The sequence below is a fragment of the Streptomyces sp. NPDC005533 genome (assembly GCF_042871845.1).
Lineage (GTDB): Bacteria > Actinomycetota > Actinomycetes > Streptomycetales > Streptomycetaceae > Streptomyces.
The window spans coordinates 33,412-49,183 of the sequence record NZ_JBIAJH010000017.1 but is presented as its reverse complement, the minus strand read 5'-3'; the positions used below and the strand labels follow the sequence as shown (position 1 = coordinate 49,183).

Annotated in this window: 14 protein-coding genes; 7 read left to right on the top strand and 7 right to left on the bottom strand. The window is 73.3% G+C overall.

Annotation, left to right across the window (positions count from 1 at the left end):
* Positions 1-89 precede the first annotated feature (89 nt).
* On the bottom strand, positions 90-1,061 hold the full coding sequence (locus ACFYP3_RS18925) for an NAD(P)/FAD-dependent oxidoreductase (protein ID WP_388833506.1): 972 nt from the start codon (positions 1,059-1,061) through the stop codon (positions 90-92).
* 174 nt (positions 1,062-1,235) lie between these two features.
* On the opposite strand from ACFYP3_RS18925, the gene ACFYP3_RS18920 reads away from it, so the two are divergent.
* Together ACFYP3_RS18920 and ACFYP3_RS18915 are read left to right on the top strand one after the other, a co-directional pair.
* The gene (locus ACFYP3_RS18920; RefSeq protein WP_388833503.1) at positions 1,236-1,856 is read left to right on the top strand and encodes a helix-turn-helix domain-containing protein; all 621 of its coding nucleotides are present in this window, start codon (positions 1,236-1,238) and stop codon (positions 1,854-1,856) included.
* The gene (locus tag ACFYP3_RS18915; RefSeq protein WP_388833500.1) at positions 1,853-2,350 is read left to right on the top strand and encodes an NUDIX hydrolase; all 498 of its coding nucleotides are present in this window, start codon (positions 1,853-1,855) and stop codon (positions 2,348-2,350) included. The genes ACFYP3_RS18920 and ACFYP3_RS18915 overlap by 4 nt, the downstream gene beginning before the upstream one ends.
* A 35-nt stretch (positions 2,351-2,385) precedes the next feature.
* Here the strand turns inward: ACFYP3_RS18915 and ACFYP3_RS18910 are convergent, their stop codons facing one another.
* The 4 genes from ACFYP3_RS18910 to ACFYP3_RS18895 form a co-directional block, all read right to left on the bottom strand.
* Positions 2,386-3,051 (bottom strand): GPP34 family phosphoprotein, encoded by a 666-nt coding sequence (locus ACFYP3_RS18910; RefSeq protein WP_388833497.1) that lies wholly within the window; start codon positions 3,049-3,051, stop codon positions 2,386-2,388.
* Positions 3,052-3,176: 125 nt separating this feature from the next.
* Entirely contained in the window at positions 3,177-5,159 is a 1,983-nt protein-coding gene (locus tag ACFYP3_RS18905) for an MDR family MFS transporter (protein WP_388833795.1), read from the bottom strand.
* 217 nt (positions 5,160-5,376) lie between these two features.
* On the bottom strand, positions 5,377-6,732 hold the full coding sequence (locus tag ACFYP3_RS18900) for a 6-phospho-beta-glucosidase (RefSeq protein WP_388833494.1): 1,356 nt from the start codon (positions 6,730-6,732) through the stop codon (positions 5,377-5,379).
* Positions 6,733-6,937: 205 nt separating this feature from the next.
* Positions 6,938-7,927, bottom strand: coding sequence for a helix-turn-helix domain-containing protein (locus ACFYP3_RS18895; protein WP_388833491.1), 990 nt, complete (start codon positions 7,925-7,927; stop codon positions 6,938-6,940).
* A 216-nt stretch (positions 7,928-8,143) separates the two neighbouring features.
* Here ACFYP3_RS18895 and ACFYP3_RS18890 point away from each other — a divergent pair, with 216 nt between their 5' ends.
* The 3 genes from ACFYP3_RS18890 to ACFYP3_RS18880 all read left to right on the top strand — a co-directional run bounded on the left by ACFYP3_RS18890 (position 8,144) and on the right by ACFYP3_RS18880 (position 10,600).
* On the top strand, positions 8,144-8,812 hold the full coding sequence (locus tag ACFYP3_RS18890) for a helix-turn-helix transcriptional regulator (protein ID WP_326587006.1): 669 nt from the start codon (positions 8,144-8,146) through the stop codon (positions 8,810-8,812).
* Between the two features lie 64 nt (positions 8,813-8,876).
* Positions 8,877-9,434, top strand: coding sequence for a toxin-antitoxin system, toxin component (locus tag ACFYP3_RS18885; protein WP_351291935.1), 558 nt, complete (start codon positions 8,877-8,879; stop codon positions 9,432-9,434).
* Positions 9,431-10,600 (top strand): MAB_1171c family putative transporter, encoded by a 1,170-nt coding sequence (locus tag ACFYP3_RS18880; protein WP_388833487.1) that lies wholly within the window; start codon positions 9,431-9,433, stop codon positions 10,598-10,600. The genes ACFYP3_RS18885 and ACFYP3_RS18880 overlap by 4 nt, the downstream gene beginning before the upstream one ends.
* 16 nt (positions 10,601-10,616) lie before the next feature.
* On the opposite strand, the gene ACFYP3_RS18875 is transcribed toward ACFYP3_RS18880, so the two are convergent.
* Positions 10,617-11,393, bottom strand: a complete 777-nt coding sequence (locus ACFYP3_RS18875; RefSeq protein WP_388833486.1) for a hypothetical protein — start codon at positions 11,391-11,393, stop codon at positions 10,617-10,619.
* A gap of 85 nt (positions 11,394-11,478) precedes the next feature.
* Complete coding sequence (locus ACFYP3_RS18870) at positions 11,479-12,078, bottom strand: hypothetical protein (protein ID WP_388833484.1); 600 nt, start codon at positions 12,076-12,078, stop codon at positions 11,479-11,481.
* Between the two features lie 193 nt (positions 12,079-12,271).
* On the opposite strand from ACFYP3_RS18870, the gene ACFYP3_RS18865 reads away from it, so the two are divergent.
* Together ACFYP3_RS18865 and ACFYP3_RS18860 are read left to right on the top strand one after the other, a co-directional pair.
* Positions 12,272-14,026: a serine/threonine-protein kinase gene (locus tag ACFYP3_RS18865; RefSeq protein ID WP_388833482.1), complete on the top strand. Its 1,755-nt coding sequence runs from the start codon at positions 12,272-12,274 to the stop codon at positions 14,024-14,026.
* A 183-nt stretch (positions 14,027-14,209) separates the two neighbouring features.
* On the top strand, positions 14,210-15,751 hold the full coding sequence (locus tag ACFYP3_RS18860; protein ID WP_388833479.1) for a YfcC family protein: 1,542 nt from the start codon (positions 14,210-14,212) through the stop codon (positions 15,749-15,751).
* Positions 15,752-15,772: the final 21 nt, after the last annotated feature.

Here is a 15,772-nt window from a genome sequence, read left to right as displayed (position 1 = left end):
CCAGAGCCTGCGCGGACGGACGGCGACCGAAACCCGCACAACTGTCCGATACGAGCCGTACGCTCCCCGCCCGGCCCGGCCGGCCCGGGTCAGCCGCCGACAGGTCCGGCCCCGGCCCCCGCACGGTGGGCCGCCACGGAACGCTGGGCCTCCTCCTCGATCAGGTCGGTGTTGACGGCGACGGCCGCCCGCACCCCCTGCGCCGCCGCGCCCGCGACCTGTTCCATCGGGGCGGTCACGTTGCCCGCCGCCCAGACCCCGCGCAGCGCGGTCGCGCCGGTCACCGGATCGGACTCGACGCAGGTGCCGACGGCGTGCCCGTCCCGCTCCAGGACGGTGGTCGGCAGGCCCAGGCTCGTCAGGACTCCGGAGCGGGCGGTGAACCGCGGGGCCACCACCAGGGCCGCGCACTCCACGCCGGAGCCGTCGGCCAGGGTCACCCCCGTCAGCCGGTCCTCCTCGACCGCGAGCCCGGTCACCTCCCCCTCGACGACCCGGACACCGAGCGCGGCCAGCAGCTCCCGGTCCGCGTCGGTGAGCGGCCAGGTGTGCGCCAGCAGGGTGGTCCGCTCGCTCCAGTGCCGCCAGAGCTGCGCCTGGTGCACCGCGACGGGTCCGTCGGCGAGCACCGCGACCGGCAGGTCTCGGGCCTCCCAGCCGTGGCAGTACGGGCAGTGCAGCACGTCCCGGCCCCAGCGCGCCCCGATCCCCGGCACCGCGGGCAGCTCGTCGACCAGGCCGGTGGCGACCAGCAGCCGCCGCGCCCTGACGGTCGAGCCGTCCCCGCAGCGGACCAGGAAGCCTCCGTCGGGCAGCCGGTCCGCGGCGATGGCCGTGCCCGGCCTGATCTCGCCGCCGTAGCCGGCCACCTCCGCGCGCCCCCTCGCCAGCAGCGAGGCCGGGCTCTGGCCGTCCTGGCCGAGGTATCCGTGCAGGTGCGCGGCCGGGGCGTTGCGCGGGCTGCCGGAGTCGATCACCAGCACCGAACGGCGGGCCCGGACCAGCGTCAGCGCACCGGCGAGCCCGGCGGCCCCGCCTCCCACGACCACCACGTCGAACACGCCGTCCCCCGCGTCGCCTGCGTTCCTGCCGTCAGCGTTCCTGCCGTCTGCATTGCTGTCGCCCGAATTCCTGTCGCCCGAATTCCTTGCGTCCCGTGCGTCGTCCATGTCTCCGAGGGTCCGCTCGCAGACGCCCGCTTGACAAATGTTCTTGCCGAAGTGGCAAATGGAGCCATGGCCACCGAGGAGCAGGACGAGGAACTCGCCGGCGTGCTCACCGCCGTGGGCCCGCGACTGCGCGCCCTGCGCCGGCAGCGCGGCACCACGCTGGCCCAGCTCAGCGAGACCACCGGGATCTCCCTGTCCACCCTCTCCCGGCTGGAGTCCGGACAGCGCAGGCCGACGCTGGAGCTGCTGCTGCCGCTGGCCAGGGCGCACCGGGTGGCGCTCGACGAGCTCGTCGGCGCCCCGGAGACCGGGGATCCCCGGATCCGCCCGCGCCCCTTCGTCCGGCACGGCAGCACCTACGTGCCCCTGACCCGCAAGTTCAGCGGGGTGCACGCCTTCAAGCAGATCCTCCCGCCCCTCGAAGGCCCGCCGCCCGAGCGGCCCGAACTCCAGGTCCACGAGGGCTACGAGTGGCTGTACGTACTGTCCGGGCGCATCCGGCTGCTGCTCGGCGAGCACGACCTCGTCCTCGGCCCCGGCGAGGCCGCCGAGTTCGACACGCGCACCCCGCACGCCTTCTTCAACGCGGGGCCGCGGGCCGCGGAGTTCCTCAGCCTCTTCGGCCCGCAGGGCGAACGGATCCACGTCCGCGCCCGGCCCACCACTTCACCGGAAGGACGCCCATGACCACCACCGGAGAGCGCCCCGAGCGGGCCGTGCCGCAGCCCAACGCCGTCGTCGGCGTGGGGCTCGTCGTCATCGGCCCGGACGGCCGGGTGCTGCTCGGCCAGGCGCACGACGGCCGCTGGGAGCTGCCGGGCGGCAAGGTCGACCCCGGCGAGGGCTTCGAACAGGCCGCGGCCCGGGAGCTCGCGGAGGAGACGGATCTGCGCGCGGCCCCGGAGGGGATCCGTGTCCTCTCCGTCCAGATCGACGCGAAGTCCGGCCTGACCCGGCTCACGGCGGCCGCCGTCACCACCTCGGCGGAGGGGGTCCCCACCGTCACCGAACCGCACAAGATCGCCCGTTGGCAGTGGTTCGCCCCGGCCGAGATCCCCGCGGCCCTGTACGCGCCGTCGGCGGCCGTGCTGCGCAGCTGGCGCCCGGACCTCGCGGCACTGCCGCACGTCCCCTCGTACGACTACCCCACCGCGAGCCCGGACCCGGCCGCGAGCGCCTGAGGTTTCCGAGAGCGGAGCGGCGGAGACGGCCGGTCTCACGCCGTGAAGGTCGTCGCCACCGTCACGGCCGTCACGGCCACCATCGCGGCCTGTACGTCGCGGATGGCCGCCCGGACGCTCTCGGCCGCCCATTCACCGGCGGCTATCTCCGCCGTCCTCGGGGCCACCTCGGCGCGGCGCCGGTCCGGGAAGGCCAGCCGGTGCAGGCCCGTCGAGTGGATCAGCGCGATGAGGCCGGCCGTGGGCTCGTCCGGCTCGGCGCCGTCGATGACGACGGCGCGCAGCCGCTCCCGCAGTGCGCGCTCGGCGGCGCCGTCGGTCTCGGGGTAGCGCTTCTGCGGGAACATCCCGAGCACCTTGTGCTCTTCCACCGTCACCAGACCGCGCTCGACCAGGCGCTCCAGCACGGCGCCGACCGCCTTGGTCTGGTCCCTGGTCAGCCAGTCCGTCACCCGGCGCTTGGCGCGTCCGCGCAGCCAGGTCTCCATCAACCGGATCCGGCCGTCGAGCAGTGCGTCCCCGGTGGACGTGGTGTCGTGCAGCTCCAGGTACTTGTCGGCCACCGACACCCGCTCGGCCATGACCAGTTCGAGCAGGATCGCGGCCGCGGCGGCCCAGCCCGCCGCCTGGCGCCGGCGCGTCTCTCCGGAGTCGTCGTCCAGGGACAGCAGCACGATCTCCTCGGCCAGTGTGATGCGCATGTCCGCTTCCCCCGTCCGCCGTACTCCACAGGTGTCGTCGGGGAGGACGTCCGACCGTCGGCGGAAGTTCCGATTCCGGCAGCAGTCCGCCCGGCGCCGGTGCCCCCCGCCCCCGCTCTCGCCCGCTACGTCCGCACCACCACCTTCGGCGCGAAGTTCCCCTCGCCCAGGTCCTCGGCCAGCAGCCGCTTCGCGATCGCGTCGGCCGCCACCCGCAGTTCGGCGCTCCGCGGCCGCCCCTTGTCCTTCTCCAGCTGGTCGCCGAGCCACTCGGCCCACGCCGCCGAGATGACCGCGGCCTCCCGCTGCCCGGCCCGGGTGAGGGAGAAGAAGCTGCCCTCGCGGCTGAGGTAGCCCTCCTCCGTCATCCGGTCGAAGACCGGGAGGAGCACCTCCGGCGGCACCGACCGGCGGGCCGCGATCAGCCCGATGCTGGCGGTGCCGACCGTCCGGGTCATCAGCTCCACCTGCATCACCGTCCAGGCGCCCGCGATGTCCAGCCGGGTGTCGCTGGCCCCGACGATCGCGCGCGCCGTGTCGGCTCCCATGTTCCGTACGAGTTTGCCGACCGCCAGCTCCAGCAGCTTGGCCGAATTGCCGCTGGCCGTGGCCGGGGAGCCGAATCCGTCGCCCATGTCCGTGGAGCCGGCCCGGGCGCTGTCGCGCAGCTTGACCTGCTTGAGGAAGAGCCCGGCGACGAACCCGAAGACCGCCACCGGCACGGTCCAGAGGAACACCGTGTGCAGGGCCTCCGCGTACGCGTCGATGATCGGAGCTGCGGCCTGTGGACTGAGCCGGTGCACCCCTTCGGGGGTCGACGCGGCCTCGGCCAGCCGTGCCGGGTCCTGCCCGGTGATGCGCCCCGCCTCCACGATCCCCGCCTTCAGTTCCGGGCCGAGGTGGTTCGCGTAGATCGTCCCGAAGACCGCCGTGCCGAAGGCGCTGCCGAGCGTACGGAAGAAGGTGACCCCGGAGGTGGCGGTGCCCAGGTCGGCGTAGTCGACGGTGTTCTGCACGGCGATCGTCAGGACCTGCATGGACAGGCCGATGCCCGTGCCGAGCACGAACATGTACAGGGATTCCAGCAGGGTGCTGGTCCCTGGTCGCATCAGCGACAGCAGGTACAGGCCGACGCCCGTGACCGCGTTGCCGACGATGGGGAAGATCCGGTACCGGCCGGTCCTGCTGGTGACGTTGCCGCTGAAGACGGAGGCGATCAGCAGTCCGAAGACCATGGGGAGGGTCCGGACGCCCGAGATGGTGGCCGAGTCCCCGTCGACGTACTGGAGGTAGGTCGGCAGGAAGGTCAACGCGCCGAGCATCGCGAACCCGACGACGAAGCTCAGTACGGAGCACACGGCGAAGACCGGATTGCCGAAGAGCCGCATCGGCAGCATCGGTTCCGCGGCCCGCGTCTCGACGAAGCAGAACAGGGCCAGCGCGACGACGCCGAGCGCGAACAGGCCGATGATCGTCGGCGAGGTCCAGGCGTACTCGTTGCCGCCCCAGCTGGTGGCCAGGATCAGCGCGCTCGCGCCGACCGCGACCAGGGCGATGCCCAGGTAGTCGATGACCGCCTTCCCCGAGGCCTTCACCACCGGGATCGTCCTGGCGGCCGCGATGACCACGAGGATGGCGATCGGGACGTTGACGTAGAAGCACCACCGCCAGCTCAGCTGGTCGGTGAAGAACCCCCCGAGCAGCGGTCCGATCACGGTGGCGACGCCGAAGACCGCGCCGATCATGCCCTGGTACTTGCCGCGTTCGCGCAGCGGCACCACGTCGGCGATCAGCGCCATGGCGGTGACCATCAAACCACCGGCTCCGACGCCCTGGACGCCGCGCCACACGATCAGGAAGGTCATGTTGGCGGACAGGCCGCACAGGAAGGAGCCGCTGATGAAGACGATCGCGGAGATCTGGAAGATGAGCTTTCGGCCGTACAGGTCGCCGAACTTGCCCACCAGTACGGTCGACACGGTCTCGGCGAGCAGGTAGGAGGTCACCACCCACGACATGTGGTCCCCGCCGCCGAGGTCCCCCACGATCGTGGGCAGGGCGGTGCCGACGATCGTCTGGTCGAGCGCCGCGAGCAGCACTCCCAGCATGATCGTGCCGAAGATGATGTTGCGCTGCCGCCGGTCGAGCACGGGTGGCGCGGCTTCTACGGCAGGAGCAGTGGTCACCCTCGCACTCTCACAGCGCACCCGCCCCGCCGCATGCGGCACTGCGCCGTACGGGGGACCGACGGCCCGCGGCGCACGGGCCTCCGGCGCAGCCACCCAGGCGTAGCCACGCCGGGGCGCCCACGTCGGCGCCGCCGGTTCAGCGCAGGTACGCCAGCCCCGGGTGCTCCGCCGCGTACCCGTCGAGCAGCCGTCGCGCCACGGCCACGGAGTCCACCAGCGGGTGCAGCGCGAAGGCCTTGACCGCGGCCGCCCGGGAGGCGCTCGCCGCGGCCGCCAGGACCTCCCGTTCGACGGCCTTGACGGACGTCACGAGCCCCACCGCGTGCAGCGGCAGCGGTGCGACGGCGACCGGGTGGGCGCCGTTCGCGTCGACCAGGCAGGGCACCTCGACGACCGCCGCGGCGTCCAGGACCGACAGCGTCGAGCCGTTGCGGACGTTCAGGATCAGGGTGGCCCGCTCGTCCCGGGCGATGGCCCGCATCAGCGCGAGCGCGACCTTCTCGTACCCGCCGGACTCCAGGTCGCTCTCGTCGCGCTCGCCGACGCCGGCCGCCTCGCGGTTCTCGGCCATGTACGTGGCCTCGCGCTCGGCCCGGGTCCGGTCCCAGGCGGCCAGCGCCGCCCCGGCCGGCTGCCCGTCCCGGCCGGCCTCGGCGTAGAAGCCGCGCTGCTGGTCGCGCAGGAAGGCCCCGCGGGTCTGCGCGGCCTCCTGGTAGGCCCGTACGGTGTCACGGTTGAAGTAGTAGTAGTGCAGGTACTCGTTGGGGATCGCCCCGAGGGAGCGCAGCCACTCGGCGCCGAAGAGCCGGCCCTCCTCGAAGGACTCCAGGGCCTTGGTGTCGGCCAGCAGCCGGGGCAGTTCGTCGCGGCCGCCGATGCGCAGCCCGCGCACCCAGCCCAGGTGGTTGAGGCCGACGTAGTCGATCCAGGCCTCCTCCGGCCGGGCCCCGAGCAGCCGGGCGATGCGCCGACCGAGTCCCACGGGGGAATCGCAGATGCCGATCACCCGCTCGCCGAGCTCCTCGGCCATGGCCTCGGTGACCAGCCCGGCCGGGTTGGTGAAGTTGATGACCCAGGCCTCGGGGGCGACGCGGGCGATCCGGCGCGCGAGCGCGCGGGCCACCGGCACGGTCCGCAGTCCGTACGCGATCCCGCCCGCGCCCACCGTCTCCTGGCCCAGCACCCCCTCGGCGAGGGCGATCCGCTCGTCCGCGGCGCGGCCTTCCAGGCCGCCGACACGGATGGCCGAGAAGACGAAGTCCGCCCCGCGCAAGGCCTCGTCGAGGTCCCCGGTGGCCGCGACGGCCGGGGCGTCGGGCACGCCGGCGGCCTCGGCCTGGTCGCGCAGGACGCGGGCCATGGCGGTGAGCCGCGCCCGGTCCTCGTCGTACAGCGTCACATGGGACACCCGGCCCTCGGCGTGGTCGCCGAGCAGTGCTCCGTAGACGAGCGGCACCCGGAAGCCGCCTCCGCCGAGGATCGTCAGCCGCACGTCCCTACCGCCCTTCGCCCGTGCCGGCCCGTGCCGGTGCTGAGGCCACCGCGGGTGCCGGTGGCCGTGGCAGCTCCCGTGGCGGAACTCCGCACCACGAGCGTGCCCGCGGCGGCTCCGGCGGCTCCCGTGCCACGATCGGTGACACGATCGGGGGCACGGAACCCGCTGCGCGCGCCCGTCGGCACCAGTCTGCCCCGGCCGGTCACTCCTCCAGCGACGGCACGGCGCGCAGCCTGGCGCCCTGCTGGTGCGCGACCGCGCCACCGCCCGGGAGGGGACCCACCGGGGCGCCCTGCGGCAGCGACAGGATCAGGGTGATCCGCGTCAGCCCCATCTCGTCCAGCATCCGGCTGTTCTCGGCCACCATCCGGCAGCGCACCAGCCCCCACCGCGGGTCGGGGTGGCGCACCGTGCGCACCGCCCCGTCCATCTCGGCGGCCTCGGCCCCGCGCATGCTCAGCCAGTGCGGCACCCCGTACCGGTAGGCGGCCTCCATGAACGGGTCACGGGCCACCTCCTGGCGGATGCTGCGCAGCCCCTCGTCCTCGGGAGCCACGGCCAGCGCGGCCGCGAACTGGGCCAGCAGCGGGACGCACCAGGCCGGTTCGTGGTCCTCCAGTACGCCCGCCGCGTCCGGGTGGAACAGCACGAAGCGCAGGAAGTTGTCGTCCGGCAGGGCCGTCGGGTGCGGTCGTACGGACTGGAAGAGCTGGTCGAAGGCGGAGTTGGTGAGCGCGACGTCCCACCGGTGGTCCACGAGGAAGCTCGGGTAGGGCACCGACTCCATGAGGGCCGCGTAGTCGCAGAGGTAGTCGCGCTGCGCCGGGTCCTCGGGCAGCCGGTTCTCCTCGGCCGCCCGCCACGTGGGCGGCGGGTCGCGGTCGACCATGACGCGGAACAGCCAGAAGCACTGCCGCTCGCTCATCTCCAAGGCCTCGGCCAGGGCGAGCAGTTTGCGGTCCGTCCACTCCTTGACGAGGCCGCGTTCCCAGTTTCCGTACGCGCGCACGCTGATGCGCAGCCGGGCGGCGAGGTCCTCCTGGCTCAGCCCCAGCTCCTCGCGGCGCTGGCGCAAAATCTCCTTGCGTCGCTCCGACCGCACGACGCCTCGTGCGGACTCCTCGCCCGCCAGGCGCTCCTCACCGGCTCGGGCGAGGCCATCGGACGGGCCCACCGCTGCGAGATGTGGCACCGAGAGCTCCCCCTCCTCCGGTCTGGATCTTCATTTCCGTGTGGCGATCCTGCTACCGACTTCATTCGAGTGTCAACTATTGTGGCAATTCCAGCCTCTTGACAGCTCATTCCCGCCACAGCTGTGGCACGTTCTAGCCCTTACGGGCGAGAGCGGCTAGATTCCAGAAGCCGACCATGTGCCGTACCGACTTCGCGCGATCTAGGAGAACCACTGGTGACAGACGGCTTCCCGGCTCCCGTCGCGGTGGCCAACGCACCCCTGGCAGCCACCATCACGCGTGTCGCCGAACTCGCGGGCAAGATGGGCCGCGACCTGAACCAGGTCTTCGACCTGCGCCGGCTCTCGGAGGCCTCCGGCGTGCCCACGGACGTGGTCAGGACCCTCCTCGACGGCAGGCCGGCCGGCGAACCCGATCTGCAGACCCGGTTCCTCCAGCGGCTCGACCTGCTGCGGCGCACGCGCGTCAAACCGAACGGCCGCCGCTACACGCAGCAGGAGATCGCGGACGGCGCCGGCATGTCGCGGCAGCAGGCCGGGGCGCTGATCAACGGCGACCGCCGCCCCACCATGGAGCACTGCGACGCGATCCAGCGCTTCTTCGGGGTGCACGCCGGGTTCCTCACGGCACACGACTCCGACGCCCTCACCGACGCGCTCCAGCGGACCGAGCAACAGCTGTTGCAGGACTTCGCGGGGCGCGCGCGGGAAACCGTACCGGCCGCGGCCGCATCGGCGGGCGATCCGCTGGCAAGACTCCTCCAGAACCACGGTGTACGGGGCATCGCCTGGCGCGCCGCCCAACTGCCCAGCGACAAGCACCGGGACAAGGTGACCGAATGGCTGGACATGCTCCTCGAAAGCGTCAAACCGAACGAATCCTGACCCAGTCGAAAGTCTGGGTCTGATCCTTGAGTCCTGATCCGGATCCGCGCCGACGGGGAGAACGGTGAGCATAGGCAGAGAGCAGCGGCGGTTGTGCGGGGAGCTGGTGGCCGGCATCCGGCTGACCGCTCCCGCGGAACCCGTGGAACTCTACGCTGCCCTCTGCGAGGGCATGAGCAGACACCGCGGCCGCCGGGTGGACTTCCGGATGGCATCGTTCCCCCCGCGGACGGCCAGCGGGCTGTGGCTCGACATGGCGGACCGCGACCTCGTGGTCATCGAGGAACGCACCGCGCCCGACCACCAGCTGGTCATCCTGGGGCACGAGCTGTGGCACATGAAGGCCGGCCACTGCAGCCACCACGTCGACGGGGCCGCCGTCGCCGCGCGGCTGCTGTCCGACGAGGCCGACATCGGCGAGACCGTCCGCCGTGTCGCGGCGCGCACGCGCGCCGACGTACAGGAGGAGACCGAGGCCGAGACCTTCGGCTTACTGCTGGGAAGTCGGTGCCGGAACTGGCTGGCCGGATCGGCCGGCCACCGGGCTCCGGTCCAGCGCGACCAACTGGCGGGCCGCATCGAGGCATCGCTGGGCTACCGGGGGCACAGGAACGACCGTTGAACGGCGAGGACTACTACATACCCGCGGCCGCGATGGCGATCTCACTCGCGTTCAAGCTGCCGGCCCTGCGGCACAACTGGCGTGACCCGCTCCTGCGCTCGGTCGTCGCCCTGCTGACCCTGGCGGGTGCGGTGTTCTTCTTCGCCGCCCCGCCCACCATCGCGGCGGTCAACCGCTGGACCGGGATCGTCAACGTCTCGGCCCCCCTGGTGTACTGCCTGATCACCGCCTTCAGCGCCTCCTGCCTGGTCCTGATGGTCAACTGGCGCGGCGGACCGCCCGAACAGACCCGCCGCGTCTCGCGCCGCTGGATCAAGGGCTACAGCCTCGTCGTCGCCGCCCTGATCGTGCTGTTCGCCCTCGGCGACACCCCGGTGGAGCGGCTGCGCGACTTCGACACCTTCTACGCGAACACCCCGTACATCGGGATGATGATCGCCCTCTACCTGCTGGCCCACCACGTGGCCGCGGTGGTGATGGTGGTCCTGTGCTGGCGCTGGTCGTTGCAGGTGCGCGGCTGGCTGCGGGTCGGCCTGATGATCATCGTGTCCGGCTACATCTTCAACCTCACCTACGACGCCACCAAGATCTCCGCGGTGGTCGCCCGCTGGCTGGGCCACGACCTCGACGACCTGAGCACCTACGTCGCCCCGCCGCTCGCCGCCCTGGGCGCGCTGATCAGCGCGATGGGCTTCGTGGTGCCCCTCGTCTGCCAGCGGCTGTCGGACCACTGGCAGACCTGGGCGACGTACCGCCGGCTCGGCGCGCTGTGGCAGGAGGTGCAGATCTCCGCGCCCAGCGGCACGCCCTCCGTGCGGATGGCCTGGTGGTCGGCGGCCGAGCTGCGGGTGATCCAGCGGGAGTCGGACATCCACGACGGCTTCCTGCACCTGGGCCCCTACTTCGACAAGGGCCTGCGCGACGACGCCTACGAGAGCGCCGTCGCCACCGGGGCCGACGAGGAGACCGCCCGCGCGGTCGCCGACGCCGCCATGGTCGCGGCCGCCGTACGGGCCCGCTCCGCCGACCCGGAGGGCAAGATCATCGGCGAGGACGAGGAGACCCCGCTCGACACCCCCGACGTACCCCGCGACCTGCTGAGGATCTCCCACGCCCTGCGGAACTCACCGGTGGTGCAGGCGGTCCGTCAGCAGGTGGCGGTGTGACGCGGCCCCCGCGGGTTCAACGGGCGGCGGTCACCGCCGTCTTCGGGAACAGGTCCTGGAACGGCCCCGCCGAGTCGATCCCCTCTCGCCCGTAGGGCGCGTCGAAGCTCCACACCATGAAGAGCAGGAACACGATCAGCGCGCTGAACAGCCCGGCGAGCAGCAACTCCCGCCCGGACCGGCGGATCTGCAGGGTGAAGATCAGTCCGACCGTGACCACCCCGCCGACGAGCAGCCCGAACCACACCACGCTCGGCAGCGTGGACTCGGCGCTCTGGGTCCGCGAGTGGCGGGCGTCGTCGGCGGCCGCGATGTGGTCCAGGAGCGGCTGGTAGGCCTGCGCCTGTAGCTCGGTCGCCGGGCTCTGGTGGGTGACGTCGCTGCGCAACGTGCCCAGCAGCCGGGCGCCCTCGGCCGAGGCGCCCTCCCCGGAGGTCAGCCGCGGCCAGTCCACGGCGACGGTGTGGGTGACGTACGCGTCCACCTCGCCGCGGATCCGGTCGCGGACGGCGGCCGGGTAGACGTCGGCGCGCTGGGTGACCTCGTACAGCGCCTGGGCCTCGCGGCGCACGCTGTCCTCCGCGGCGCCGCGCGCCTCCCAGACGCCCGCGATGGCCAGGCCCAGCACGATCGCGTAGACCACGCCCACCATCATCGTCATGTACTCGATGACGTCGGGGGTTTCGCTGGTGTCCTCGTCGTCCGCGGCCCGGCGGTGCCGGATCGTGGTGATGGCGAGGACGACGGCGCAGACGAGCGCCATGGCAATGGCCAGGACCAGCCATTCGGACACGTGGATTCTCCCGGTGTGGGTGGGGTGGGTGAGGTGGGCAGAGTCGGCTGAGTCGGGTGGGTCGGGTGTGCGGGACGCGGCGGGATCAGCCGCGGCTCTTGGAACGCGGACGCAGGGCGGCCGCGGCGAGCACGGCCGGGGTGGTGACGACGACCATGAGCATCACGGTCGACATGCCGTTCGGGCCGCGCCGCTCCAGCGCCACCGCGCGGTACGGACGCACGTGGAAGGCGCTCACGCGGGCGAGGGCCGCCCTGGGCCGGGGCGGAGCGGGGGCGGCGGCGGGCGCCGTCGCGGTCTCCTCGGCAGGCTCCGGCGCGGGCCCCGGCGGCTCCGCTTCCCCGGCCGCCGCCGCCGCGGAAGGCCCCACCGGATCGGGCGCGTCCGGCGGCCCGGCCGGCTCCGGCAGTGCGGGCCGTCCGGGCCGCTCCGGGGCGGCGGCCGGCACGGGCGTCCGCCCCTGGTGGTGGACGGTCGGCCGGTCGGCGCCGGGCACGGCCGCCCGCACCGGGGGCCGCCCGGGAGGCTGGACGAGGGGACCCTTCGGCTGCGGCCCCTTCATCGGCACGCACAGGTCGACGCGGGCGCCGCGGCCGTGGCCGTCACCCGCGACCGCCACGTGGCCGTGCAGCGGGCAGAGCGCCGCCACCAGCCCCGCCCCGGCGAAGTACTGCCAAGCGGTCACGCGCGTCCTCCCGAAGTTCCGCGGCCGATGCATGGTCACCGCTGAAGAAACGATCAAGGCCCCGGATCGACACGCCGCGGACGGAACGGGAACCCGGACGCGGGGATCACGTCACCCCGTCGTGCGCCCAGGCGTGCGTGCGTCCGCCCCGGCCCCGCACCGCCCCGCACCGCAGATGCGGCATGATGGCGCCATGGCAACCCAGGGGGAGAACGCCCGAATCATCGCCGGGCGTTACCGGCTGGACGCCAAGCTCGGCCGCGGTGGCATGGGCGTCGTGTGGCGCGCCACCGACCAGCTGCTCGGCCGGAACGTCGCCGTCAAGGAGGTCGCCCTCGATCCCGCGCTGTCCGAGGGCGAGGCCCTGCTCCAGCGCGAGCGCACGCTCCGCGAGGCGCGCGCGGCCGCGCAGCTCAAGCACCCGCACATCATCGTGGTGCACGACATCGTCGAGGACGACGAACGCCCGTACATCGTCATGGAGCTGGTCGAGGGCGGCTCCCTCGCCGACCGGCTGTCCCGTACCGGCCCGGTGGACCCGGCGGAGGGCGCCCGGATCGGGATCGCCCTGCTCGGCGCCCTGCGCGCGGCGCACGCCGCGGGTGTGCTGCACCGGGACATCAAGCCGGCGAACGTCCTGCTGGAGGCGCCGGGAGGGCGGCCCGTCCTCACGGACTTCGGGATCGCGCAGGTCGCGGGCGCGACGACGCTGACCTCGACGGGGGCCTTCGTCGGCTCCCCCGAGTACACCGCGCCCGAACGGATGTCCGCGCAGACGCCGGTGGGGCCCGAGTCCGACCTGTGGTCGCTGGGCGCCCTGCTGTGCGCGGCCGTGAGCGGCGCCTCACCGTTCCGGCGGGACTCGCTCGGCGGGGTGCTGCACGCGGTGGTCTACGCCGAGATCCGGCCGCCCGCCGCGTGCGGACCGCTGCTGCCGGTGGTGCGGGGGCTGCTGGAGCGCGATCCCGCGGAGCGGCTGGGGGCGGAGCAGGCGGAGCGGCTGCTGCGGGCGTACGCGGCGGCCGCCCCCGAGCACCCGCCGACGCAGGACGCGGCCCGGCCCGCCGCACCGGTACCCGCCCCGACACCACCGCCCGTACCGGTGCCCGCGGCGGCGTCGGCGCCGACGCCGGTGCCCCCGTCCGTGCCGGCGACGGCGCCCGTCACCACCCCGGCCGCCGCGGCCCCGGCCGTCCCCTCCGCCACGAGGCGCAGGCCGGCGGCCGCGCTGATCGCCGGCCTGCTGGTGGCCGCGATCGCCGGCGCGGGCGTATCGGCCGCCGCCCTGATGATGAACGACGACGATCGTCCGCGGCAGGCGTCCACGAGCGGGGGCGCGGGCGGCCGCAGCACGGCCGCGGACGCGGTCGCCTCCGCGCCTCCCGGACCCGCCACGCCCGCACCCCCCACTCCCACGGCTTCCCCCGGCGGCCCCGGCGGGCGGACCGGGACGGCGAGTCCGGCGGCGCCGCGGCCGGTTCCCCCCGCCTCCGACGACAAGGCCGCCCCCGCCGGCTACCGCGTGGTCGAGGATCCGGCGGGCTTCTCGCTCGCCGTCCCCCTCGGCTTCACGCGCAAGGTCGAGGGCTCGCGGATCTTCTACATGTCCCCCGACGAGACCTTCCGCATCGGCGTCAAGGTGGCCGAACCCGAATCGGGCGGACCGCTCGCCGTGCACCAACGGGCCCACGCCAAGGGGCCGTCGAACAACCCCGGCTACCGGGACGCGGAGGTCGTGGCGAGCACGCACGACGGCCACGAGGCCGCCCTCTGGCTGTTCACCTGGGACGGCTTCTCGGCGGCCGAAGGCCCCCGGCACACCCGCGACCTGTGCTGGGAGGAGGGCGGCCGGCTGTACGACGTGTGGGTCTCTGCGCCGGTCGGGCGTTCCGGTGAGGCCCGCGGCTACTTCGACACGGCGGTGCGGACCTTCGTACGGACCGGCTGAGCGGCGGACCGGCGGACCGGGGGCCGGGGGGCCGGCCGGTTCACTCACCCGGCGCAGTCCATCACGGCACCCGCCCCGCCCGCGCCCCATGCTCGGGGGAGGCGACCCCTCACAGGGATGGTGGCGGATGGAACCGGACAGCCCGAGCAGCCTGGAGCGCCGGGCCGACGCCGGGAGCGCCCGGTGACCACCGCACCCCCCGGACCCGGCGCCCCGGCCCCGGCGCCGGAAGAGGAGCCTGCGGCCCGCACGTTCACCTTCCCGAGCGCACTGACGATCCTGGCCGTGGTCACGGTGGCGGTCTGGCTGCTGGCCTTCCTCGTCCCAGCGGGCCGGTACGAGCGCAACGACAGCGGCGTCCCCCTCTCGGGGACCTACCACCGGGTCCCCGACACCCAGAGCTTCACCGAGCGCCTGAACGACCTGTTCCTCTCCCCCGTGAACGGCCTCTACGGCATCCGGGACGAGCGGACCGGCGAGGTCGGCCCCGGCTTCAGCGGCGATCTGTACGGCAGCGCGGGCGTCTTCCTCTTCGTCCTCGCCATCGGCGCGTTCATCACGGTCGTCTTCGCCACCGGCGCCCTCGACCGCGGCATCGCCCTCCTCGCCCACCGCCTGCGCGACCGCGGGGCGCTGCTGATCGCCGCCGTCATGCTGGTGTTCTCGGTCCTCGGCACGGTGGAGGGCTTCGCTGAGGAGACCCTCGGCTTCTACGGTCTGCTGGTCCCGATGATGCTCGCCCTCGGCTACGACCGGCTCGTCGCCGTCGGCACGGCCGTCCTCGGGGCGGGCATCGGCGTCCTGTGCTCCACCGTGAACCCGTTCGCGACCGGGGTGGCCTCCTCGGCCGCCGAGATCTCGCTGGGCGACGGCATCGCGCTGCGCTTCGCGATGTGGGTGGTGCTGACGGCCGTGACCATCCTCTACGTCGTCCGGTACGCGAGGCGCGTGCAGAAGGACCCGGCCACGTCCGTGTGCGGCTTCCTGCCCGGCGACCGCGAGCAGAGGGCGACGGGAGCCGACCAGGAGGAGCCGGAACTGACCCGCCTGCACAGGACGGTGCTGGTGCTCGTCGTCCTCGTCTTCTCCTTCATGATCTTCTCTGTGGTGCCCTGGTCCGGCGCGCTCACCGGCGAGGCCGAGGCGGGCCCGTACTCCTGGGAACTGCAGTGGTCCTTCCCGGAGCTCTCGGCGCTGTTCCTCTGCGCGGCGGTGCTGGTGGGCCTGGTGGCGCGGATGGGAGAGGCGAAGCTCAGTGCCACGATCATCCGGGGCGCCGCCGACTTCATCTCCCCGGCCCTGGTCATCATGCTGGCCCGCGGGGTCACGGTCATCATGAACAACTCCATGATCACCGACACCGTGCTGCACTCCATCGAGGGCGTGGTCGAGGGCACCTCGTCCGCGGCCTTCGCCGTGCTGGTCTTTCTGGTCAACCTCCCGCTGGCGTTCCTGATCCCCTCCACCTCCGGCCACGCCACCCTCGCGATGCCCATCCTGGCCCCGCTCGCCGACTTCGCGGGGGTCTCCCGCGCCCTGGCCGTCACGGCCTGGCAGTCGGCGAGCGGTTGGATGAACCTGTGGGTCCCCACGACGGCCGTGGTGGTCGGCGGCGTGGCCCTGGCCAAGGTCGGCTACGACAAGTACCTGCGCTTCGTCTGGCCCCTGCTGGCCATCCTCGCGGTGCTGGTCTGCGGCTTCCTGACGCTGGGCGCGGTGATGTGACGGGGTGACGGGGTGACGGGG